Genomic DNA, 21037 nt, shown 5'->3' with positions numbered 1-21037 from the left:
ACCGCCGGCCGCTCAGTTGAGGCGCAGCTCGGCCAGGTGCGCGCCCGGACGCGGCTCGCGCGCCTTGGTCAGCTCGGGCGCGAAGCGCTTGCCCGCGCCTTCTTTCGCGAACAGGCTGGACACGAAGCCGCGCGTGCGGCCGTGGGCGCCGATGGCGGCGCCGAGGCAGCGGTCGGCTTCGACCAGGCAGGCCGCCAGGCGGCGCTGGGCTTCGTCGCGGCCCAGCGTGTTGATCAGGGTGGCCTTGCCGACGTCCTTGCCGGTGTCCTTGCCCGTGACCGCGCTGTCGTTGCCGGCGCCGTCGAGGAAGTCGTCCTTGATCTGGAAGGCCTGGCCGGCCGCCAGCGCGAAGGCGCGCAGCTGCTGCGCGACAGCGTCGTCGGCATGGCAGACGATGGAGGCCATGTCGACCGCCACGCCAAGCAGCAGGCCGGTCTTGAGTTCATTGGTGGTGGCGATCGCTTCGGGCGAACGCGCGCCGCCGTGCAGGTCTTCGAACTGGCCGCGCACCAGGCCCTGGTCGCCGACCGTCTGCGCCAGGGTCGCGACCAGGCGCGCACGGGTGGCGGGGGCGATGTCCTGGGCCTGCGACAGCACGCCGAAGGCGCGGCTGAGCAGGGCCACCGAGGCGAGGATGGCGACGTCTTCGCCATACTGGATGTGGATCGCAGGCTTGCCGCGCCGCAGGCTGGCGTCGTCCATGCACGGCAGGTCGTCGAGGATCAGCGACGCCGCGTGCACCAGTTCGACCGCGCAGGCGACGTCGATCAGGGCGGGCGAATTGCAACCCAGGTCGCGCGCGACCAGCATCAGGAGCAGGGGACGCATGCGCTTGCCGGCGCTGAGCGCGGACGAGCGCATGGCCCTGGTGAGCTGGTCGTGAGGGCTGCCGGACAATAGCTGGTCAATCCGTTCGTCCACCGCCCGGCGCAGCGATGCGATGTCATCGAAGGCAGCGGCGTCGCCGGTTTCCACGCCGATCCCATCGTACCGCCGCGTCGCTGTAGTCATACGGAATCCTGTAGAAATTGATGAACTTGGTAACTATCATACCGGAGGTAAAGTTGAGAATTAGTTAATTGAACTCAATCGTGCGGGGTTTGCTTGCGCAAAAAATGTGCAATTTACGCTGTTGCTCGTGGGAAGGCGGTGCAAAGACGGTTCAGCCTGCTTGGGTAAGCCGACCGCGGCGGGGAACCCATCCGGCCGTCAGGCCGGCGGCTCTTCGGGGAACAGGATCTTGAGGAAGGCGCGCACCACCGGCGCATCGTCCTGGGCCGGGTAGCTGATGTACAGGTTGGCCGATGGCGCGTGGGCGTGGATCGGCAGGAAGCGCACGCCCGGCCAGCCGATGCGGCTGGTGGTCTCCGGCATCAGGGCCACGCCCAGGCCGGCGCCGACCATGGCCAGCAGGGTCTGGGGCTCGGCCGCCTCCTGGAAGATGGTGGGCTGGAAGCCGGCGTTCACGCAGCACTGGAGCAGGTAGCGCGGCTCGGCCGACTGGTCCAGGTGCAGGGTCAGCATGGGTTCATCGGCGATCTCGGGCAGGGCGATCGACGCGCGCCCGGCGAGCGGATGGCGGGCATTGACGGCCACGCAGAACTGCTCCCTGAAGCAAAGTTCCTGGCGCAGGTTGGCCTGCTTGAGCACGTCCTGCTCGATGCGCGGCTCGCGCCAGAAGCCGACGTCGATCTGCTTGCTGCGCAGCGCTTCCCACTGGTCGTTCGGGCCCAGCTCGTGGATGGTCCAGCTCACGCGCGGAAACTGGCTCTGGAACTGCTCCAGCAGGCCGGGGATCGGGCCCCACATCGCCGAGCCGACGATGCCGACCCGCAGCCGCCCGACCTCGCCGCGGTCGATCTGGCGGATCGTGTCGATGGTCATGCGCATCTTGCCGAGCAGCTCGGCCGCCTCGACCATCAGCGCGCGGCCGGCCACCGTCAGCTCGAAGCTGCGCGTGGTGCGGGTGAACAGCTTGACCCCCAGCTCGCTCTCGAGCTTCATGATCTGCTGCGACAGCGGCGGCTGCGAGATGTGCAGGCGCTCGGCGGCGCGGCTGAAGCTTTTTTCTTCGGCCACCGCCAGGAAGTACTTGAGCTGTTTCAGGTCGATCGACATGGGGGCCGGTGGTTGGTTGTCGTCAGGCGCTCTTGTGGTGCAGCGCCACAGCCAGGCGCGCGCCGACCAGGGCGTTGTGCTTGACCAGCGCGATATTCGTGGCCAGGCTGCGCCCGCCCGTCAGCTCCTTGATGCGGGCCAGCAGGAAGGGCGTGACCCGCTTGCCGGTCACGGCCTGCTGCTGCGCTTCGCGCAGGGCCTGGCGGATGATGGCGTCGATCTCGTCGGGCGCCATCGCCGCCTCGGGCGGCACCGGGTTGCTCACCACCACGCCGCCTTTCAGGCCGAGCTGCCACTTGGTGCGGATGAAGGCGGCCTGGCTCTCGGGCGAATCGAGCTGGAAGTCGGCCTGGAAGCCGCTGTCGCGCGTGAAGAAGGCGGGAAAGCCGGGCTGGCCGACGGCCAGCACCGGCACGCCTTGGGTCTCGAGGTATTCGAGCGTCAGGCCGATGTCGAGGATCGACTTCACGCCGGCGCACACCACGGCCACACTGGTGCGGGCGAGTTCCTGCAAGTCGGCCGAGATGTCGAAGCTGGTCTCGGCGCCGCGGTGCACGCCGCCGATGCCGCCGGTGACGAAGACCTCGATGCCGGCCAGTTCGGCGCAGATCATGGTGGCGGCGACGGTGGTCGCGCCCAGCCGGCCCTGCGCCAGCACGTAGGGCAGGTCGCGGCGGCTGACCTTGATGGCGTCCGGCGACGAGCCCAGCGTTTCGAGCTGGTCGCCCGACAAGCCGACGCAGATCTTGCCGTTGATGATGGCGATGGTGGCCGGCACGGCGCCGGCGTCGCGGATGACCTGCTCGACTTCGCGCGCGGTGTGCACGTTCTGCGGGTAGGGCATGCCGTGCGAGATGATGGTCGATTCGAGGGCGACGATCGGCTTGCCGGCGGCGCGGGCGGCCGCCACTTCGGGCGCGAACAGGAGGAAGGATTGCATGGTCGGGTCTTTATTCAATCGGTCACGAGGTCCTGGGCCGGGGCGTCGAACAGCCCCGGGGCCAGTTGCGGGCAGACGGTCTGCGCGCAGGCGATGGTCATGGCGGCCAGCATCTGGCCGCGGCGGCAGGCCAGCGCCAGGTCCAGGCCCGGCTGGCCATGGTACAGGGTCCAGCAGACGGCGGCGGCGAAGGCGTCGCCGGCGCCGGTGACATCGACCACGTCGGCCGCGTCGACAGCCCCGCCTTCCAGCAGCTCGATGCCGGCCGCGGTCGTGAACATGGCGCCGCGCACGCCGCGCGTGACGATCACGTCCTCCACGCCGTCGCGCCGCAGCTCGGCGCAGGCCGCGGCGATGTCGGCGTCGGTCGCCAGCGCCCGGCCGGCGCGCGCCGCCAGCTCGCCCAGGTTCAGGATCAGGAGGCGCAGGCCGCTCAGGTCGCGCGGCAGGCGGTCGATCTTCGGTTCCGAGACGGCGACGATCACCATCGGCACGCCGTCGCGCCGGCTGCCTTCGAGCAAGGTGGCGACCGCCTCGCGCGGCAGGTTCAGGTCGGCGACGATCAGGGCGGCGCCGGCGCGCTGCTGTTCGCGGGTCGCGAGAAACGCAGGCGTGAGCGACGCGTTGATCTCCATGTCGGCCAGCGCCACGCACATGTCGCCGTCCTGGTCGAGCACCGCGGTATAGGTGCCGCTGGCGGCGCCGTCCACGCGCAGCGCGCCGCGGGTATCGATGCCGGTTTCGTCGGCATAGGAAAGCAGGGCGCGGCCGGACGAATCGCCGCCGACCGCCGTGATCAGCGCCGTGGGCGCGCCCAGGCGCGCCAGGTTCTCGGCGATGTTGCGGGCGACGCCGCCGAAGGATTCGGTCTGGCGCGCCGGGTTCGAGGTGCCGAGCGCCAGCCTGGCCGTGGTGCGCAGCTTGCGGTCCAGGTTGGCCGCGCCGATGCACAGCACCGGCCGGTGATCGGGCAACACGTAGGCGCGACCGAGGATGCGGCGCTCACGCACCAGGGTGGCGATGTAGTTGGCGACCGCGGAGCGCGACAGGCCGAGATGGCTGGCCAGGTCTTGTTGCGAGATGAAGGGGTTGGAACGGATCAGCTCGTATAACTGTTCTTTTTTCGGCATCGCGCTCGGGTGCGCCATCAGGCGGCCAGGACAATTGTTTGAAGATGCTAGACAATTGTTTAAACCTTGTCAACGAGTCTTTGTTCCAGTGTAAGCAGCTTCCTGGCGGCGTGCCTGATTTATCTTTAAAAGATATAAATCGGCAAGAAAAAGTGTATTTGCCATACATATCGGCATTCATGCATAGTTATAATATCTGGTTGTCCACGCCGCACGCACGCGCTGGGCGCCTGCCTTTCTCGTCCGCGCCCCCACATCACCCAGTTTTCAACAAGGAATATCATGTCCAGCAATACCCCATTCGAAGCCGCCGACGTCATCCGCGCCCGCAAGCCGGGTTTCACCCCGCGCGTGGCGCTGATCCTCGGTTCCGGACTGGGCGTGCTGGCCGAACAACTGGTCGACGCGGTGTCGATCAGCTATGCCGACCTGCCGGGCTTCCCGATCTCCACCGTCCACGGCCACGCCGGCGAACTGGTGCTCGGTACCCTGGCAGGCGTGCCGGTCGCCTGCATGAAGGGCCGCGGGCACTTTTATGAAGGCTACGGTCCGGGCGTGATGACCTCGGCCATCCGTACGCTCAAGGAAATCGGCAGCGAACTGCTGTTCGTGACCAACGCCGCCGGCTCGCTGCGCGTGGAAGCCGATGCCGGCAGCCTGGTCGCGATCACCGACCACATTAATTTCTTGCCGGGCAGCCCGATGGCCGGCCCGAACGACGAACGCTTCGGCCCGCGCTTCTTCAGCATGTCCAACGCCTACGATGCGCAAACCCGCGAGCAGATCAAGCTCGTCGCCGCCGAGAAGGGCATCACCCTGCACGAAGGCGTGTATCTGGCCGCGGCCGGCCCGCACTTCGAGACCGTCGCCGAAATCCGCTCCTTCAGGACGCTGGGCGCCGACGTGGTCGGCATGTCGCTGATCCCGGAAGTGATCGCCGCGCGCCACTGCGGCCTGAAGGTCGCCGCCGTCTCGGCCATCACCAACCTGGCCGAAGGCCTGTCGCCGTTCGCGCTGTCGCACGAGCAGACCCTGAAGTACGCGGCGGTCGCGGCCAAGGACATGGTGACCCTGATCCACGCCTTCATCGAGCAAATGAGCGAGCGCCCGGGCGCGACCCCGCGCGCAGAAGGCTAACCCACACCGAAAAGAGCGAAGACATGTCACGCGCATTCATTCTCCTGCTGGATTCCTTCGGCCTCGGCGCCTTGCCGGACGCCGACAAGTACGGCGACGCGGGCGCCGACACCTTCGGCCATATCGCCGCATGGGCCGCGAAAGAGGGCAAGCCGATGTCGCTGCCGAACCTCGAGAAGCTGGGACTCGCGGCGGCCGCGCACAAGGCCAGCGGCGCATGGGCGCCCGGCTTCGACCTGCGCGAGGGCTTCAGCGGGGCCTGGGGCGTCGCCCGCGAACAGTCGACTGGCAAGGACACGCAGAGCGGCCACTGGGAAATCGCCGGCGTGCCGGTGCTGTTCGACTGGGGTTACTTTCCCAAGACGGTGCCGTCGTTCCCGGCCGAGCTGACCGACAAGCTGCAGGCGTTGACCGGCGTGCCGGGCTGGCTGGGCAACTGCCACGCCTCGGGCACCACCGTCATCAACGAGCTGGGCGACGAGCACGTCGCCACCGGCAAGCCGATCCTGTACACCTCGGCTGACTCGGTGCTGCAGATCGCGGCGCACGAGGAACACTTTGGCCTTGAGCGCCTGTATCAGGTGTGCGAGGCCGCCTACGAGCTGGTCAAGCCCTACAACATCGGCCGCGTGATCGCGCGTCCTTTCGTGGGCGCGAACGGCGACTACAAGCGCACCGCGAACCGCCACGACTATGCCGTGCCGCCGGTCGCGCCGACCCTGCTCGACCATGTGAAGGATGCGGGCGGCGAAGTGATCGCCCTCGGCAAGATCAGCGACATCTTCGCGGCCCAGGGCGTGACGCGCCTGGTCAAGGGCCCGGACAATATGGCGCTGTTCGACCGCCTGCTGGAAGTGGCCGATGAAGCGGGCGACAAGTCGCTCACGTTTGTGAACTTCGTCGACTTCGACATGCACTTCGGCCACCGCCGCGACGTTGCCGGTTACGCGAACGCGCTGCACGAGCTGGACGCGCGCCTGCCGGAATTCATGGCCAGGCTGAAGGATGGCGACCTGGTCGTGATCACCGCCGACCACGGCTGCGACCCGACCGCGCCCGGCTCGGACCACACCCGCGAACACATCCCGATGATCTTCTTCGGCCCGAACGTGAAGGCGCGGGAGCTGCCGACCGCCGACACCTTCTCGAGCATCGGCGCCACCCTGGCGCACCACCTCGGCGTCAAACCACTTTCGAACGGAACCGCACTGCTATGACCCAGCCCCTGGATTTCAAACGTAATGCCGGCATGGCGCTGGACCTGGGCCTGGTGGGCAGCCTCAAGGTCAACCGCAATGCGGCCGACCACCGCGCCGCCAGCCTGGCGAATCGCCGCACGGTCAAGAAGGAATACCAGGCCGCCTGGCTGGTGCGCGCCATCGAGTGCATGGACCTGACCACCCTGAGCGGCGACGATACGCCGGGCCGCGTCGAGCGCCTGTGCATGAAGGCGATGCGCCCGCTACGGGCCGACCTGATGCAGGCCCTGGGCCTGGAGACCCTGTCGACCGGCGCCGTCTGCGTGTACCACGAGATGATCCAGCCCGCCGTCAAGGTGATCCAGGGCCGCCTGCCGATCGCCGCCGTGTCGACCGCGTTCCCGGCCGGCCTGTCGAGCATGGAAACCAAGGTGCGCGAGATCGAATTGTCGGTGGCCGCCGGCGCGACCGAGATCGACATCGTCATCACCCGCCAGCACGTGTTGACCGGTAACTGGCAGGCGCTGTACGACGAGATGGTGGCGTATCGCCAGGCGTGCGGCGAAGCGCACGTCAAGGCGATCCTCGCCACCGGCGACCTGGTGACCCTGGAAAACGTGGCCAAGGCATCCATGGTGTGCATGATGGCCGGCGCCGACTTCATCAAGACCTCGACCGGCAAGGAAGGCGTCAACGCCACCATCCCGGTGTCCCTGGTGATGGTGCGCGCGATCCGCGACTACCACGAGTTGACCGGCTTCCAGGTGGGCTACAAGCCGGCCGGCGGCGTGTCGACCGCGAAGTCGGCGCTGCAATACCTGACCGTGATGAAGGAAGAACTGGGCAACGACTGGCTGCAGCCGCACCTGTTCCGCATCGGCGCTTCCAGCCTGCTGACCGACATCGAGCGCCAGCTGGAGCACTACGTGACCGGAAACTACTCGGCCGCCCATCGCCACGCGCAACCTTAATACCGGACTTCGTCATGCCAACAATCAAAGAGATTCTGAACACCATGGATTACGGTCCTGCACCAGAGAGTACCAAGGAAGCGCTCGCGTGGCTGGACCAGCATGGCCGCCGTTTCGGGCTGTTCATCGACAACGCCTGGAGCGATGCCGGCGCGACCTTCGCCACCAACAATCCCGCCGACGGCAGCGAGCTGGCGCAGGTGACGCAAGCGACGCCGGACGACGTCGAGCGCGCCGTCGCCGCCGCGCGCCGCGCGCAGCCGGGCTGGGTCGCCCTGGGGGGCCATGGCCGCGCGAAAATCCTGTACGCGCTCGCGCGCCTGCTGCAAAAGCACGCGCGCCTGTTCGCGGTGCTCGAAACGCTGGACAACGGCAAGACCATCCGCGAAACCCGCGACGCCGACCTGCCGCTGGCCGCACGACACTTCTATCATCACGCCGGCTGGGCGCAACTGCAGTCTGAAGAATTTCCGGAGTACCGCGCCGTCGGCGTGGTGGGCCAGATCGTGCCGTGGAATTTCCCGCTCCTGATGCTGGCGTGGAAGATCGCGCCGGCGCTGGCCGCCGGTAACGCGGTCGTGTTCAAGCCGGCCGAGTACACGCCCTTGACCGCGCTGCTGTTCGCCGAGATCTGCCAGCGCGCCGGCGTCCCAAGCGGCGTGGTCAACATCGTCACCGGCGACGGCCGCGTGGGCGAGGCGATCGTCAACCATCCGGGCGTCGACAAGCTGGCCTTCACCGGCTCGACCGAAGTCGGGCGCCTGATCCGCAAGGCCACCGCCGGCAGCGGCAAGAAGCTGTCGCTGGAACTGGGCGGCAAATCGCCGTTCATCGTGTTCGACGACGCCGACCTGGATGCGGCGGTCGAAGGCCTGGTCGACTCGATCTGGTTCAACCAGGGCCAGGTCTGCTGCGCCGGTTCGCGCCTGCTGGTGCAGGAATCGGTCTACGAGCGCTTCATTGGCAAAGTGAAGGCGCGCATGCAGAACCTGCGCGTCGGCTCGCCGCTCGATAAATCGAACGACATCGGCGCGCTGGTCGATCCGGTGCAGCAGCAGCGCATCCACGGTCTCGTGGAATCGGCGCGCGCCGAAGGCTGCGAAGTGTGGCAGCCGGACGTGGAACTGGCGGCCACCGGTTCGTGGTACCTGCCGACGCTGATCACGGGCGCCTCGACATCGGCGGCCGTGGCCCAGGCCGAGATCTTCGGCCCGGTGCTGGTGGCGATGAGCTTCCGCACCCCGGCCGAGGCGGTCCAGCTGGCCAACAATACCGTGTACGGCCTGGCGGCCTGCGTGTGGAGCGAGTCGATCAGCCTGGCGCTGGACGTGGTCCCGCAGATCAAGGCCGGCGTGGTGTGGATTAACACCGCCAACCAGTTCGACGCGGCGTGCGGCTTCGGCGGCTACAAGGAATCGGGCTATGGCCGCGAAGGCGGCAAGGAAGGCATGGTCGAATACCTGGTGCCGCTGGCCGAAGATGCGCGTCCATCGGCGCCGGTCGTCGCCGCGAAGGCGAAACCCAGGCCGGCGCCGGACGAGAGTCCGTTCGCCGTCGACCGCACCGCCAAGCTGTACATCGGCGGCAAGCAGGTCCGCCCCGACGGCGCCTACAGCCGCGCCATCCACGGCGCCAACGGCGACTTCCTGGCGGACATCGGCGAAGGCAACCGCAAGGACATCCGCAACGCCGTCGAGGCGGCGCACAAGGCGTCCGGCTGGGCCAGGGCCACCGCGCACAACCGCGCGCAGGTGCTGTACTACATCGCCGAGAACCTGGCGATCCGCGCCGACGAATTCGCGCAGCGCATTGCCCGGCAGACCGGCTCGAACGACGCGGCACGCGAAGTGGCGGCCTCGATCGAGCGCCTGTTCTACTGGGCGGCGTGGGCCGACAAGTACGACGGCGCGGCGCACCAGCCGCCGATGCACGGCATCACCGTGGCGCTCAATGAGCCGGTCGGCGTGATCGGCATCGTGTGCCCGAACGAGAATCCGCTGCTGGGCTTCATCTCGCTGGTGGCGCCGGCGCTGGCGCTGGGCAACCGCGTGGTCGCGGTGCCGTCGGAGCAGTATCCACTGTCCGCGATCGACCTGGTCCAGGTGCTGGATACCTCGGACCTGCCGGGCGGCGCGGTCAACATCGTCACCGGGTCGAGCGACGAGCTGGCGCGCACGCTGGCCTCGCATGGCGACGTCGATGCGGTGTGGCGCCATGATGGATCGCAGGAAGGCTGCGCCGAGGTCGAGCGCTTATCGAGCGAGTCGCTCAAGCGCACCTGGACCGGCGGCGCCAGGGGCCGCGACTGGTTCGACGCGAAGCAGGCCTGCGGCCGCGCGGTGTTGCAGCACGCGAGCCAGGTCAAGAATGTCTGGATTCCGTACGGCGTGTAATCGGCCCGGAACCCCGAACCCTGTCATTCCCGCGCAGGCGGGAATCCAAGTCAGGTAGCGTACCGCGAACGACCTGGATTCCCGCCTGCGCGGGAATGGCGTTTTCAAGCGATTAGCGAAAACGGACACACTCATGTTCCTCCCCCAAGAAATCGTCCGCAAGAAGCGCGACGGCGGCGTTCTCTCCGCCGAAGAGATCCGGTTCTTCGTGCGCGGCATCCCGGACGGCAGCGTCACCGAAGGCCAGATCGCGGCGTTCGCGATGGCGGTCTATTTCAACGACATGACGATGGGCGAGCGTGTCGCCTTCACCCTGGCGATGCGCGACTCGGGCCAGGTCATGGAATGGAAATCGCTGGACTTGCCCGGCCCGGTGGTCGACAAGCATTCGACCGGCGGCGTCGGCGACGTGGTTTCGCTCATGCTGGGACCGATGGTCGCGGCCTGCGGCGGCTTCGTGCCGATGATCTCGGGCCGCGGCCTGGGCCACACCGGCGGCACGCTCGACAAGTTCGATTCGATTCCCGGCTACAGCACCGTGCCGGATCCCGACAAGTTCCGCCAGGTGGTGCGGGACGTGGGCGTGGCCATCATCGGCCAGACCGCCCAGCTGGCCCCGGCCGACAAGCGCTTCTACGGCATCCGCGACACCACGGCAACCGTGGAATCGGTGGCCATGATCACCGGCTCCATCCTGTCCAAGAAGCTGTCGGCGGGCCTGGACGCGCTGGTGATGGACGTGAAGGTCGGCAGCGGCGCCTTCATGCCGACCCCGGAGAAATCGCTGGAGCTGGCCGAATCGATCGTCAGCGTCGGCAACGGCGCCGGCACCCGCACCTCGGCCATCCTGACCGGCATGAACGAATCGCTGTGCCACGCGGCCGGCAACGCGGTCGAGGTGCGCGTCGCGATCGACTACCTGAGCGGCAAGTCACGCCCGGCACGCCTGCACGAAGTGACGATGGCGCTGTGCGCCGAGATGCTCGTCATTTCCGGCCTGGCGTCGACCGAACAGGAAGCGCGCGCCAGGCTGCAGGCGGCCCTGGATTCGGGCCAGGCCGCCGAGCGTTTCGCGCGCATGGTCAGCGCCCTGGGCGGCCCGGCCGACCTGATGGACAAGCCCGATGCGTACCTGGAAACGGCGCCGGTCATCGTGCCCGTCCCCAGCCTGCAAGCCGGCTATGCAAGCGCGGTCGACACCCGCGGCCTGGGCCTGACCGTGGTGGCGCTGGGAGGCGGGCGCGTGCGTCCGCAGGATGCGATCGACTTCGCCGTGGGCCTGACCGGACTGGTGGAACTGGGCGAGGCGGTCGCCCTCGGCCAGCCGCTGGCGACCGTGCATGCACGCACCAGGGAAGCGGCCGAGCGCGCCGTCCGCCAGGTGCAGGCCGCGTACCGCATCGCCTTTGAAAAGCCGGCTGTCGAGCCGATGATCCACCGCGCCATCCGTCCCTGAGCCGAGGACCAGCACATGCAATACGCGAACCTGATCGATGAAGCGCGCGCCGCGCGCGAGCTGGCTTATGCCCCCTACTCGAAGTTCAAGGTAGGCGCCGCGCTGGCGTGCAAGGATGGCCGGATCTTTCGCGGCTGTAACGTTGAAAACGCATCTTATGGCCTGTGCAACTGCGCCGAGCGCACCGCCTTGTTCAGCGCCATCGCCAGCGGCTACCAGCCGGGCGATTTCGCGGCCCTGGCCGTGATCGGCCAGACCGAGGGCCCGATCGCGCCCTGCGGCGCCTGCCGCCAGGTGATCCTGGAGCTGGGCGGCAACGCACTGCCGGTGGTGCTGGCCAACCTGAACGGCGACGTATTCGAGACCACCGCGGCGGCGCAGTTGCCGAATGCGTTCGGCGGACGCGACCTGGGCGCCTGAACAGGCCTTGCGATCCGGGATTCGGCTACCACTGTTCGGGTCCTGGCGGCCCGTTCCGAATCTTCGGGGGGCCGCCCGTGATTACCACATCAGGTCGTCCGGGATCTTGTAATCCGCGTAAGGATCGTCTTCTTCGACCTCCTGCGCTTTCTTCTTGATCTGCACCACGATCGAGGCGTCGCGCTGGGCGATCTTTTCGCCGATCACGCGCGGCACCAGTTCGAAGCTGCCATGCATGTGGACGATCACCAGGCGTCCCGCCACCAGGTGTTCCACGATCTGCGACGTCACGTGGATGCGCTCGATTTTGGTGCCGAAGGTAAAGTTGTAGGGCACGTCGCCCTTGCCCTTCGACTGCTTGTTCTGCTGCACCAGTTGGGCGATCTGCGCCAGGATGGCTTTCTGGGTCGCCGCGGCGTCGCGCTGGGCGTTCAGTTCGCGCGCGCGTTCCGCGTTCTTGCGCTGCAACTCGAGCGCGGCTTCGCGCGCCTGGTTGACCTGTTCCACGCCGGTGCGCAACACTTCCTTGTGTTGCTTGCTCTTGTCCTGGTTGACTTGCTTGACCTTCTTCTTGTCGACCAGCCCGGCTTTCAATAACTGCTCTTGCAGCGAGACCATGTTGTGCTTCCTTGAAATGATGAATGCCGCTCGCGGCGGAGCGGCGACCGTCGTCAGCATAGCAAACTCGCCGTCCGCGGGCGAGCCTCGGGCCTGCCGGTCGAGCGCATTGTCATCGCCCCGCGGGGTGGGCAGGCCTTTCGATGGCAACCCAGTTCGGGTTGGTGCTTGAAATTTGGACAACTGATCCACAATATAAGGGATAGCGATTCTTCAACCAGGAGCCCAGCATGAACCCGTCAGACGAAAAAACCTTGCAGGATTTCCTCGGCCAGCTGGTCCAGGCCAGGGGCGTGACCAAGGATCCCGATGCCGATGCGCTGATCCAGCGCGCCGTGGCCCAGCAGCCGGACGCCGCCTACCTGCTGGTGCAGCGCGCGCTGCTGGTGGAGCAGGCGCTGGGCAATGCCAAGGCCCGTATCGCCGAGCTCGAAAACCAGGGCGCCAGAGGCGGTGGGGGATTCCTCGACGCAAACCAGTGGGGCAACTCCGCGCAGGGCAATCCCTCGAATCCGGTCCCGGGCGTCAAGCAGGGGGCTTACCAGCAGAATGGACCGACCGGCTCTGCTGCGCAGACCCAGCCGGCGAAAAGCGGCGGCTTCCTGGGCGGCGCCGGCGGCAGCATGCTGGGCACGGTGGCGGCCACGGCGGCCGGCGTGGCCGCAGGCAGTTTCCTGTTCCACGGCATCGGCAACCTGCTGGGCAATGACGGGCAGGGCGCGTCGAACCACTTGTTGGCGGACAATGCGGCCGACGGCGGCGGCGCCGAGGCGGCAGGGGGCGGGGCGCTGGCGGACCAGGCCGGCATCGGCGCCATCGACGAACCCGGTGGCGCCGACGACACCCTCGCCGACAACAGCAACGAGGATAGCCTGGGCGGCTTCTTCGACGGCGACGGTTCCGACGAAGGGCTGTTCGGCTAGATGCCTGCCAGCAAGCCGCTGGTGCCGCCAGCAGGATCAAGAAGATCCACGATACACCGCCGCAGCCTTGAAGCGCCTCACATCTGCTGGAACAGCGCGCCGTGGTTGCGGCTCACTTCGAGCTCGTCGGGATAGCCGCGCAGGCGCAGCATCTGGCGTCCGCGCAGGTCGCGCCGCACCTCCGCGATCGCATCCACGCGCACCAGGGTCGAGCGGTGGATGCGCCAGAACTCGTCCGGGTCCAGCTCTTCTTCCAGTTCCTTGAGCGGCTTGCGGATCAGGTGCTGAGCGGTGGCGGTCTGCACCCGCGTGTACTTGTCGTCCGACTGGAAGAACAGCACTTCGCGCGTGCTCACCATGCGCAGGCTGTTGCCGGCCTGGGCCTGGATCCAGCGCAGGAAGGCCGGCCTGGCCGCGGCGGCTGCCGCCGCCCCGTTCTGCGCCAGCAGCTGTTCACCCAACTGCGCCAGCTGCGCCAGGCGCGCCAGTTGCGCGCCGATGTCCTGCGGCGTGTGCTCGAGCCCGCGGCGCAGGCGCGCCACCGTGGTTTCCAGGCGCGCCAGGGTGACGGGCTTGAGCAGATAGTCGATGGCGCCCTGCTCGAAGGCTTCGACTGCATACTGGTCGTAGGCGGTGACGAACACGATGTGGCAGCGCTCGTACATCCGGCGCGCCGCATCGATGCCGCCCATGCCCGGCATGCGGATGTCGAGGAAGGCGATGTCGGGCTTGTGCTCGAGCGCCAGCGCCACCGCTTCGGCGCCGTTGGCCGCCTCGGCCACGATGCGCAGCGCCGGCCATGCCTCGTGCAGGCGCGCGCGCAGCTGGTCGCGCATGGGCGCTTCGTCGTCGGCGATCAGGGCCGTCGGGTGCATGGGCGCCATCAGCCGTCTTCCGTCATGCGATAGGGCAGGCGGATCGACACGCAGGCGCCGCCGCCGGGCAGGGCTTCGATCACGAGTTCGGCATCCTTGCCGTACAACAGCGCCAGCCGCTCGCGGATGTTGGCCAGGCCGAGGCCGCTGCCGGCATGCAGGTTGAAGCCGACGCCGTCGTCGCACACGTCGACGCACAGGGTGGCGCCGTCGACCCGCGCGCGCACCGTGATCGTGCCGCCGGCGACCTTCGGCTCCAGGCCGTGCTTGATCGCGTTTTCGATCAGCGTCTGCAGCATCATCGGCGGGAATGGCGCGCTGCCGAGGAAGTCGGGCACCTCGACGCGCACCGCCAGCCTTTCCTTCATGCGCGCCTGCATGATCGCCAGGTAGGCGCGCGACAGCTCGACCTGCTTGCCCAATGTTCCACCGATCCCGCCGGCGCCCTTGGCCGAGCGCATCTGCGGCAGCGAGGCGCGCAGGTATTCGATCAGGTAGCCGTGCACGCGCGCGGCTTCCTTCGGGTCGGTCTCGATCAGCTGGCCGATCAGGGCCAGGGTGTTGAACAGGAAGTGCGGCTCGACCTGGGCCTGGAGCGTGGCCATCTGCGCCTCGGTCAGGCGCCGCTCGAGATTGGCGACGTCGGCCTTGGTCGAGGCGTCGCGCGCCAGCAGCTCGGCGCGACGCTTGCCGCCGGCCAGTACCTTGACGCCGAACGAGATCAGGATGAACCAGATCGCCGGCTCGGTCAGCTTGACGAACAGGCCGGTCACGAACGCCAGGAACCAGACCAGGTACAGCTGGCGCCACTCGATCAGCGCCAGCCAGTCGAAGAAGCGCCACCACAGCACGCCCGCTTCGCGCATGGCGTCGCGGACGAAGTCGAGTGCGCGGTTGATCTGGGCGGCGGCCATCGTATTACTCTTGCGTGTAGTGCTTGATGCGGCGCGGTTCGCGGCCGAAGATGGCGATGGCGAGGAATTTCAGCAGCAGCAGGCCGACGAACAGCGCCAGCACGATCGGCACGATGGTGATCAGGGCCGCCAGCGCGATCGCGATCAACAGCAGCACCGGCCACGGCATGCGACGCAGCGAACGGGCGCCCGACTTCGCCAGGCGCCAGGTAGTGCGGCCAGCGACTTCCATATTGCGCAGGATCGATTGGAAGCGACTGGTGGGCGTATGAATGGTTTTCATGCGTGCAAGTCCTTTCTAACAATAATGACCCTACTGTAGGGATGCACCCATGTTACGCCAAGAGCGATCCGACGAACGGTGCGATTGCGGGGACGGGCGGTCGTGCGGGCGGACGAACGGGGACGCTGCCGGACCGTCAAGATGCTGGTTTGCTTGCTGTAGCAGTTGCGTTATTGCTCGATCAGCTTGAGCGCCTCTTGCCGCATCACGTCGAGCATGCCGGCCTCGGGCGTGTGCGCGCAGGCGGCCACCGTGGCGTTCAGGATCGGTTCCAGGGGCGGGAAGGACTGGCGCGCCGCGCCGTCGCGGTGCAGGCTGTAGATCAGCGTGCCGATGCTTTCATACGTCACCGGCAACTCGCGCAGGCTGCGTTCCGGGAAGGTGGCGGCCTGCCAGGCGGCATCGACGTTGAAATCGGCGCAGCTCTTGGTGGCGATGGTGGAGAGGTGGTCTTTCTTGAACCTGAAGATCACCAGGCCGTTTTGGTGCGCGCCGTTGGCGGCGACGTCCAGCCGCCTGGCCATGGCCAGCGCCAGCGTATCGAGTTCGGCCGAGCGCGACGATTCGCGCACCGCCGCCACCCGTTTGCGGCCCTTGTCGTCGAGGGCCAGTTCGATCGTCACATTGCCCTGCACGCCGCGCCGCGCGAGCGCCTCCGGATAGCTGGCGTCGGTCGCATGGATCGTGATCTCGCGCCAGGTCGGCAGCGTGGCCTGGGCCGCGGCCGATTGCGGCGCCATGGCCAGCAGGGACAGCGCCAGGACCGGGCATGACGCCACGGCCTTGATCGTGGGACCGGGCCTTGCCATCAGCGCGCCGTCCTGTCGTTCCAGTAGTCGCGCAGCAGGCCATAAAAGACGGTGTCGGCATACTCGCCATGCACCAGCCAGCGCTGCGGCATGAAGCCCTCCTTGCGGAAGCCCAGTTTTTCGAGCACGCGGCCGGAGGCTGCGTTGCGAGGATCGATGTCGGCTTCGACCCGGTTCAGGCCGACCTCGCGGAAGCCATGGTCCAGCACCGCCTGCAGCGCTTCGAAGGCGTAGCCCTTGCCCCAGTGCGCGCTGCCCAGCGCGTAGCCGAGTTCGCAACGCCGGTTCTGGTTGAAGAAGTGGTGCAGGGCAACGGTGCCGATCAGCTCGCGGTTCGACGCCAGTTCGATCGCGAAGCGCAGTTCGTTCTCGTCGCGGTAGGCCTCCAGCGCGCGGGCGATCGCGGCCTGGGCGAAGGAAATGTCGGTCCACGGCTCGGCGCTCCAGTAGCGCATCACGGCCGGGTCGGAGAAGATGGTGTACAGGGCCGGCGCGTCGCTCGCGGCCAGCGGGCGCAGCACCAGGCGTTCAGTGGTCAGGACAGGGGTGAGATAGGTTGACATGGTTCGCATTGCCAGTGTGATAAGCGCTAGCATACCACTGCCGTGGCGCTGGCAGAGAAGGCTGCGATCCACAGCTGCAACCCGGGGTTATTTCCTGATAACACGATGCGTCGTGCATGGTTTTGCGATCGCGCATGCCCGCGGCCGCGTGCTTGTTGCAAGGCTCGCTGTTCTTGTTCAAACTTAAGTGCTTAAGTGCTTAAGTGCTTCAGGGCGCCATCGAGACGAGGAGCGCAATATGCATCAATCCAGGCCTGCAACGATGTCATCCTTCTGGATGCCATTCACCAACAACCGTGACTTCAAGCGCGATCCGCGTCTGCTGGTCTCCGCCAAAGGCATGTATTACCGCGACGTCGATGGCCGCGAGCTGCTCGACGGCGCCGCCGGCCTCTGGTGCGTGCCGTGCGGCCACGGCCAGCCGAAGATCGCCGAAGCCATCGCCGCCATGGCCGGCCAGCTCGACTACGCGCCCACGTTCCAGATCGGCCACCCGGCCGCCTTCGAGCTGGCCGAACGCCTGATGGATTTCAGCGGCCGCCGCTTCGGCCACGTGTTCTATACGGGGTCGGGATCGGAAGCGGTCGACACCGCGCTCAAGATCGCGCTGGCCTATCACCGTGCGCGCGGGGAGGGTGGGCGCACGCGCCTGATCGGCCGCGAGCGCGGCTACCATGGCGTGGGCTTCGGCGGCGTCTCGGTCGGCGGCATCGGCGCCAACCGCAGGCATTTCGGACCCCTGCTGCCGGGCGTCGACCACCTGCGCCACACGCACGACCTGGAGCGCAACGCCTGGTCGCGCGGCGAACCGGAACACGGCGTCGAACTGGCCGACGACCTGGAACGGCTGGTGGCCCTGCACGACCCGTCGACCATCGCGGCGGTGATCGTCGAGCCGGTATCCGGTTCGACCGGCGTGCTGATTCCCCCCAAGGGCTACCTCAAGCGCCTGCGCGAGCTTTGCGACCGCCACGGCATCCTCCTGATCTTCGACGAAGTCATCACCGGCTTCGGGCGCTTGACGACGCCGTTCGCCGGCGACTGGTTCGGCGTCGAGCCCGACCTGATGGCCACGGCCAAGGGCATCACCAATGGCGCGGTGCCGATGGGCGCGGTGTTCAGCAAGGCCTTCATCCACGATGCCTTCATGGAAGGGCCGGCCGGGATCGAGCTGTTCCACGGCTATACCTATTCCGGCCACCCGCTGGCCTGCGCCGCCGCGCTGGCCACCCTGGACGTGTTCCGCGAGCAGGCGGTGCTGGACAACGCGGCGCGCATGCAGCCGTATTTCGAGGAAGCCCTGCAATCGTTGCGCGGCCTGCCGCACGTGATCGACCTGCGCTCGATCGGCATCATCGCCGGCATCGAGCTGGCGCCGATCGAGGGACAGCCCGGCGCGCGCGGCTATGCGGCGCTCAAGCAGGCCTTTGCCGAAGGCCTCTTGATTCGCATCACGGGCGACATCATCGCGCTGTCGCCGCCGCTGGTACTGGAAAAACAGCACGTCGACGAATTGTTCGGCAAGCTGGCCACGGTCCTGACACGACTGGCCTGAATGCGTGGCCTGAAAACGCAGAAGACGCGCCCTGCCGCGCACCACAAGAAAGAGAGACCGATGACCGCCATCACCGACGTCCTGGATTCGTCCGCATCCGAAGAATATGTCCCCCTGGCCGGCGAGCCGGCCGCGCCGACCGGCAAGCAGGTGGCCGTGGTCGGCGCCGGCGTGGCCGGCATGGCCTGCGCCATCCGGCTGGCGCTGCTCGGCAATGGCGTCGTGCTGTACGAAGCGCGCGCGCCCGAGCGCATGGGCGCGCATCTGCATGAACCTGCGCCGGCAAGCGCCTCCGACCAGGCGCTGTTCGAGCGCCTGGCGGCGCAGGGCCGCATCCGTTGCGAATATGGGCGCAGGCTGGGCGTCGACCTCGAGCTGGCCGACCTGCACCTGTGGCACGACGCGATCTTCCTCGGCATCGGCCTGGCCTCCAGCCGGGTGCTGGCGCTGTCCGGCAGCGACCCGGCGGGACTGGTCGACGCCGGGCGCCGGCTCGCCGCCGTGTATGCGCTGGACGACCTGCTGGCGCTGCCGGTGCCGCAGCGCGCGATCGTGATCGGCGCCAGCCGCGGCGCGGTCGGGATGGCGGCGCGCCTGAAGCAGCTGGGCGCCCAGGACGTCACCCTGGCGCTGCGCCACGCCCTGGCGCCCGACGGCCCCGAAGAAGAAGTCGCGCGCGCCTGCTTCGTGCGGGTGCGCGGCTGGGTCGCGCCGCTCGAGGTGCTGCGCGACGTGCGCGGCGCGGTCGAGTCGGTGCGCTTCGAGCAGACCCGCCTGCTGGGCGACCGTGTGGTCGACACCGGCGGCTTCACCGAGATCGCCGCCCACGCCGTGTTCAAGGCGGTGGGCCGCGCCGCCGGGGCCGAACGCGACACGCAGGTAGCCCAGCAGTCGCGCGAGGGCGACCGGATCGAGGTCGACGGGTGCTTCCGCACCGCGCTGCCGGGCATCTATGCAGGCGGCGACTGCGTGGCGGCGCGCCTCGAACGGACGCAGGCGCGCCGCCATGGCCTGCAGGCGGCGCAGGCGATCCATGCCGACCTGCAGGCCTGAGGGGTTCACCTCACCGAGGGTCTCACGTCACTGAGGGTCTCACGTCACCGAGCGTCTCACGTCATATTCTCACGCCGTATTGACGTTTGCGTTACACTCGCGCGCATCGATTCTGCAGTTTAACTTCGCATGCGCACCGTGACTCATCCAACCTTTACCGACAACGACCTCTGGAACGACGACCTCGCTCCGACCACCGCAGAGCAGCGCACCTGGCGCTGGTACCACTTCGCCGCCCTGTGGGTGGGCATGGTGATGTGCATTCCCGCTTACACGCTGTCGGCCAGCCTGGTGGAGGCGGGCATGTCGGGCTGGCAGGCGGTGCTCACCGTGTTCGTGGCGAACGCCATCGTGCTGGTGCCGATGCTGCTGATCGGCCATGCCGGCGCCAAGTACGGCATTCCCTACGCGGTGCTGGCGCGCACCTCGTTCGGCACCAGCGGCGCCAAGCTGCCGGCGCTGATGCGCGCCATTGTCGCCTGCGGCTGGTACGGCATCCAGACCTGGTTCGGCGGCAGCATGATCTATACCTTGCTGGGCGTGATGAACGGCGCTCCGATCGGCGGCGAGCCGCTTGGCTGGCTGGGCATCAACCTGGCGCAGCTGGCCTGTTTCCTCGCGTTCTGGGCGATCCAGCTGTACTTCGTGGTGCACGGCATGGAATCGATCCGCCAGCTCGAGACCTGGACCGCGCCGCTCAAGATCGGGATCTGCTTCGTGCTGCTGTGGTGGGTGCACCGGCAGGTCGGCGCCGACGGTTTCGGTCCGCTGCTCGAGCAGCGTTCGCAGTTCGTGCCGGGCGGGTCGAAGGAAGGGCAGTTCTGGTCCACCTTCTGGCCGTCGCTGACCGCCATGATCGGCTTCTGGGCGACCCTCGCACTGAACATCCCCGACTTCACCCGCTTCGCCAGGTCGCAGCGCGACCAGGTGGTCGGCCAGGCCGTCGGCCTGCCGCTGCCCATGGGCCTGCTGGCGGCGCTGGCGGTGATCGTCACCTCGGCCACCGTGGTCCTGTACGGCGAGGCGCTGTGGGACCCGGTCGACCTGGCCAGCCGCATGACCGGCATCGCGGTGCTGGTGGCCCTGATCGTGCTGCTGGTCGATACGGTCAGCGTGAACCTCGCGGCCAACCTGGTCGGCCCGGCCTACGATTTCTCGGCGCTGGCGCCGCGCCGCATCAGCTATCGCACCGGCGGCTACATCACGGCCGGGCTGGCGCTGGTCATGATGCCGTGGAAGATCCTCGAGTCGACCCAGAACTACATCATGACCTGGCTGGTCGGCTACTCCGCCTTGCTCGGACCGATCGCCGGCGTGCTGATCGTCGACTACTACCTGGTGCGCAAGACCACGCTCGACGTCGACCAGCTGTATCGCCACGACGGCATCTATTCCTATCGCAGCGGCATCCTGAGCGGCTGGAACAACGCGGCCCTGGCGGCATTCGCGCTGGGGGTGCTGCCCAACATCCCGGGCTTCCTGAATGCGGCCTTCCCGGCCAGCTTCCCCGACGTCGGCGAGGCCTTCAAGACGATCTACACGTATGCGTGGTTCGTCGGCGTCGCGATCGCCGCCGTGGTCTACGGCCTCATGATGAAGGGGCGGGGCGTGCGGTGACATCGGCGCCGGCGATCCGTGGTGGCTGCAGCCGGTCACCGCGGGCGACAGGTCGGCGCAGAA

General features: G+C 67.7%; 20 protein-coding genes. 10 read left to right on the top strand and 10 right to left on the bottom strand.

The window, feature by feature from the left end:
* Positions 1-12 precede the first annotated feature (12 nt).
* The 4 genes from ACZ9AQ_RS14290 to ACZ9AQ_RS14275 all read right to left on the bottom strand — a co-directional run bounded on the left by ACZ9AQ_RS14290 (position 13) and on the right by ACZ9AQ_RS14275 (position 4188).
* Complete coding sequence (locus tag ACZ9AQ_RS14290) at positions 13-1011, bottom strand: polyprenyl synthetase family protein (RefSeq protein ID WP_429204178.1); 999 nt, start codon at positions 1009-1011, stop codon at positions 13-15.
* Positions 1012-1209: 198 nt separating this feature from the next.
* On the bottom strand, positions 1210-2118 hold the full coding sequence (locus ACZ9AQ_RS14285) for a LysR family transcriptional regulator (protein ID WP_429204179.1): 909 nt from the start codon (positions 2116-2118) through the stop codon (positions 1210-1212).
* Positions 2119-2140: 22 nt separating this feature from the next.
* A complete protein-coding gene (locus ACZ9AQ_RS14280; protein ID WP_429204180.1) occupies positions 2141-3058 on the bottom strand; it encodes a pseudouridine-5'-phosphate glycosidase in 918 nt (305 codons plus the stop codon).
* Between the two features lie 14 nt (positions 3059-3072).
* The gene (locus tag ACZ9AQ_RS14275) at positions 3073-4188 is read right to left on the bottom strand and encodes a carbohydrate kinase (protein WP_429204182.1); all 1116 of its coding nucleotides are present in this window, start codon (positions 4186-4188) and stop codon (positions 3073-3075) included.
* A 282-nt stretch (positions 4189-4470) separates the two neighbouring features.
* Here ACZ9AQ_RS14275 and xapA point away from each other — a divergent pair, with 282 nt between their 5' ends.
* The 6 genes from xapA (at position 4471) to ACZ9AQ_RS14245 (ending at position 11764) form a co-directional block, all read left to right on the top strand.
* A complete protein-coding gene (xapA, locus tag ACZ9AQ_RS14270) occupies positions 4471-5325 on the top strand; it encodes a xanthosine phosphorylase (protein WP_429204184.1) in 855 nt (284 codons plus the stop codon).
* Positions 5326-5348: 23 nt separating this feature from the next.
* Positions 5349-6542: a phosphopentomutase gene (locus ACZ9AQ_RS14265; protein WP_429204185.1), complete on the top strand. Its 1194-nt coding sequence runs from the start codon at positions 5349-5351 to the stop codon at positions 6540-6542.
* Positions 6539-7495, top strand: a complete 957-nt coding sequence (deoC, locus tag ACZ9AQ_RS14260; protein WP_429204186.1) for a deoxyribose-phosphate aldolase — start codon at positions 6539-6541, stop codon at positions 7493-7495. The genes ACZ9AQ_RS14265 and deoC overlap by 4 nt, the downstream gene beginning before the upstream one ends.
* A 14-nt stretch (positions 7496-7509) precedes the next feature.
* A complete protein-coding gene (locus tag ACZ9AQ_RS14255) occupies positions 7510-9888 on the top strand; it encodes an aldehyde dehydrogenase family protein (RefSeq protein ID WP_429204187.1) in 2379 nt (792 codons plus the stop codon).
* A gap of 133 nt (positions 9889-10021) precedes the next feature.
* The gene (gene deoA / locus ACZ9AQ_RS14250) at positions 10022-11344 is read left to right on the top strand and encodes a thymidine phosphorylase (RefSeq protein WP_429204188.1); all 1323 of its coding nucleotides are present in this window, start codon (positions 10022-10024) and stop codon (positions 11342-11344) included.
* Between the two features lie 15 nt (positions 11345-11359).
* Positions 11360-11764, top strand: coding sequence for a cytidine deaminase (locus tag ACZ9AQ_RS14245; protein ID WP_429204189.1), 405 nt, complete (start codon positions 11360-11362; stop codon positions 11762-11764).
* An 81-nt stretch (positions 11765-11845) separates the two neighbouring features.
* On the opposite strand, the gene ACZ9AQ_RS14240 is transcribed toward ACZ9AQ_RS14245, so the two are convergent.
* On the bottom strand, positions 11846-12382 hold the full coding sequence (locus tag ACZ9AQ_RS14240) for a DUF2058 domain-containing protein (RefSeq protein WP_429204191.1): 537 nt from the start codon (positions 12380-12382) through the stop codon (positions 11846-11848).
* A gap of 230 nt (positions 12383-12612) precedes the next feature.
* Between ACZ9AQ_RS14240 and ACZ9AQ_RS14235 the strand changes: the two genes are divergently transcribed.
* Complete coding sequence (locus tag ACZ9AQ_RS14235) at positions 12613-13305, top strand: DUF2076 domain-containing protein (protein ID WP_429204193.1); 693 nt, start codon at positions 12613-12615, stop codon at positions 13303-13305.
* Positions 13306-13382: 77 nt separating this feature from the next.
* On the opposite strand, the gene ACZ9AQ_RS14230 is transcribed toward ACZ9AQ_RS14235, so the two are convergent.
* The 5 genes from ACZ9AQ_RS14230 to ACZ9AQ_RS14210 all read right to left on the bottom strand — a co-directional run bounded on the left by ACZ9AQ_RS14230 (position 13383) and on the right by ACZ9AQ_RS14210 (position 16749).
* A complete protein-coding gene (locus ACZ9AQ_RS14230; RefSeq protein WP_429204194.1) occupies positions 13383-14189 on the bottom strand; it encodes a LytR/AlgR family response regulator transcription factor in 807 nt (268 codons plus the stop codon).
* Positions 14189-15094, bottom strand: a complete 906-nt coding sequence (locus tag ACZ9AQ_RS14225; RefSeq protein ID WP_429204195.1) for a sensor histidine kinase — start codon at positions 15092-15094, stop codon at positions 14189-14191. The genes ACZ9AQ_RS14230 and ACZ9AQ_RS14225 overlap by 1 nt, the downstream gene beginning before the upstream one ends.
* A 4-nt stretch (positions 15095-15098) precedes the next feature.
* Complete coding sequence (locus ACZ9AQ_RS14220) at positions 15099-15377, bottom strand: hypothetical protein (RefSeq protein ID WP_429204197.1); 279 nt, start codon at positions 15375-15377, stop codon at positions 15099-15101.
* Positions 15378-15547: 170 nt separating this feature from the next.
* Positions 15548-16186, bottom strand: coding sequence for a TonB family protein (locus tag ACZ9AQ_RS14215; protein ID WP_429204198.1), 639 nt, complete (start codon positions 16184-16186; stop codon positions 15548-15550).
* Positions 16186-16749 (bottom strand): GNAT family N-acetyltransferase, encoded by a 564-nt coding sequence (locus ACZ9AQ_RS14210; RefSeq protein WP_429204200.1) that lies wholly within the window; start codon positions 16747-16749, stop codon positions 16186-16188. Before ACZ9AQ_RS14210 ends, ACZ9AQ_RS14215 begins: the two co-directional genes overlap by 1 nt.
* A 238-nt stretch (positions 16750-16987) precedes the next feature.
* On the opposite strand from ACZ9AQ_RS14210, the gene aptA reads away from it, so the two are divergent.
* From aptA to ACZ9AQ_RS14195, 3 genes are all read left to right on the top strand, one after another.
* On the top strand, positions 16988-18304 hold the full coding sequence (gene aptA, locus ACZ9AQ_RS14205) for an omega-aminotransferase AptA (RefSeq protein ID WP_429204202.1): 1317 nt from the start codon (positions 16988-16990) through the stop codon (positions 18302-18304).
* Between the two features lie 60 nt (positions 18305-18364).
* The gene (locus ACZ9AQ_RS14200; RefSeq protein WP_429204203.1) at positions 18365-19357 is read left to right on the top strand and encodes an FAD-dependent oxidoreductase; all 993 of its coding nucleotides are present in this window, start codon (positions 18365-18367) and stop codon (positions 19355-19357) included.
* A gap of 129 nt (positions 19358-19486) precedes the next feature.
* Positions 19487-20974: an NCS1 family nucleobase:cation symporter-1 gene (locus ACZ9AQ_RS14195; RefSeq protein WP_429204204.1), complete on the top strand. Its 1488-nt coding sequence runs from the start codon at positions 19487-19489 to the stop codon at positions 20972-20974.
* Positions 20975-21037: the final 63 nt, after the last annotated feature.

Source organism: Massilia sp. UYP34, from assembly GCF_056279385.1.
This window is presented reverse-complemented; position numbering and strand designations above follow the sequence as displayed.

Bases quoted from the DNA above. Each gene is read 5' to 3' on its own strand.
- ACZ9AQ_RS14290 (WP_429204178.1), bottom strand. From the start codon at position 1,011: ATGACTACAGCGACGCGGCGGTACGATGGGATCGGCGTGGAAACCGGC.
- ACZ9AQ_RS14285 (WP_429204179.1), bottom strand. From the start codon at position 2,118: ATGTCGATCGACCTGAAACAGCTCAAGTACTTCCTGGCGGTGGCCGAA.
- ACZ9AQ_RS14280 (WP_429204180.1), bottom strand. From the start codon at position 3,058: ATGCAATCCTTCCTCCTGTTCGCGCCCGAAGTGGCGGCCGCCCGCGCC.
- ACZ9AQ_RS14275 (WP_429204182.1), bottom strand. From the start codon at position 4,188: ATGCCGAAAAAAGAACAGTTATACGAGCTGATCCGTTCCAACCCCTTC.
- xapA (WP_429204184.1), top strand. From the start codon at position 4,471: ATGTCCAGCAATACCCCATTCGAAGCCGCCGACGTCATCCGCGCCCGC.
- ACZ9AQ_RS14265 (WP_429204185.1), top strand. From the start codon at position 5,349: ATGTCACGCGCATTCATTCTCCTGCTGGATTCCTTCGGCCTCGGCGCC.
- deoC (WP_429204186.1), top strand. From the start codon at position 6,539: ATGACCCAGCCCCTGGATTTCAAACGTAATGCCGGCATGGCGCTGGAC.
- ACZ9AQ_RS14255 (WP_429204187.1), top strand. From the start codon at position 7,510: ATGCCAACAATCAAAGAGATTCTGAACACCATGGATTACGGTCCTGCA.
- deoA (WP_429204188.1), top strand. From the start codon at position 10,022: ATGTTCCTCCCCCAAGAAATCGTCCGCAAGAAGCGCGACGGCGGCGTT.
- ACZ9AQ_RS14245 (WP_429204189.1), top strand. From the start codon at position 11,360: ATGCAATACGCGAACCTGATCGATGAAGCGCGCGCCGCGCGCGAGCTG.
- ACZ9AQ_RS14240 (WP_429204191.1), bottom strand. From the start codon at position 12,382: ATGGTCTCGCTGCAAGAGCAGTTATTGAAAGCCGGGCTGGTCGACAAG.
- ACZ9AQ_RS14235 (WP_429204193.1), top strand. From the start codon at position 12,613: ATGAACCCGTCAGACGAAAAAACCTTGCAGGATTTCCTCGGCCAGCTG.
- ACZ9AQ_RS14230 (WP_429204194.1), bottom strand. From the start codon at position 14,189: ATGGCGCCCATGCACCCGACGGCCCTGATCGCCGACGACGAAGCGCCC.
- ACZ9AQ_RS14225 (WP_429204195.1), bottom strand. From the start codon at position 15,094: ATGGCCGCCGCCCAGATCAACCGCGCACTCGACTTCGTCCGCGACGCC.
- ACZ9AQ_RS14220 (WP_429204197.1), bottom strand. From the start codon at position 15,377: ATGAAAACCATTCATACGCCCACCAGTCGCTTCCAATCGATCCTGCGC.
- ACZ9AQ_RS14215 (WP_429204198.1), bottom strand. From the start codon at position 16,186: ATGGCAAGGCCCGGTCCCACGATCAAGGCCGTGGCGTCATGCCCGGTC.
- ACZ9AQ_RS14210 (WP_429204200.1), bottom strand. From the start codon at position 16,749: ATGTCAACCTATCTCACCCCTGTCCTGACCACTGAACGCCTGGTGCTG.
- aptA (WP_429204202.1), top strand. From the start codon at position 16,988: ATGCATCAATCCAGGCCTGCAACGATGTCATCCTTCTGGATGCCATTC.
- ACZ9AQ_RS14200 (WP_429204203.1), top strand. From the start codon at position 18,365: ATGACCGCCATCACCGACGTCCTGGATTCGTCCGCATCCGAAGAATAT.
- ACZ9AQ_RS14195 (WP_429204204.1), top strand. From the start codon at position 19,487: ATGCGCACCGTGACTCATCCAACCTTTACCGACAACGACCTCTGGAAC.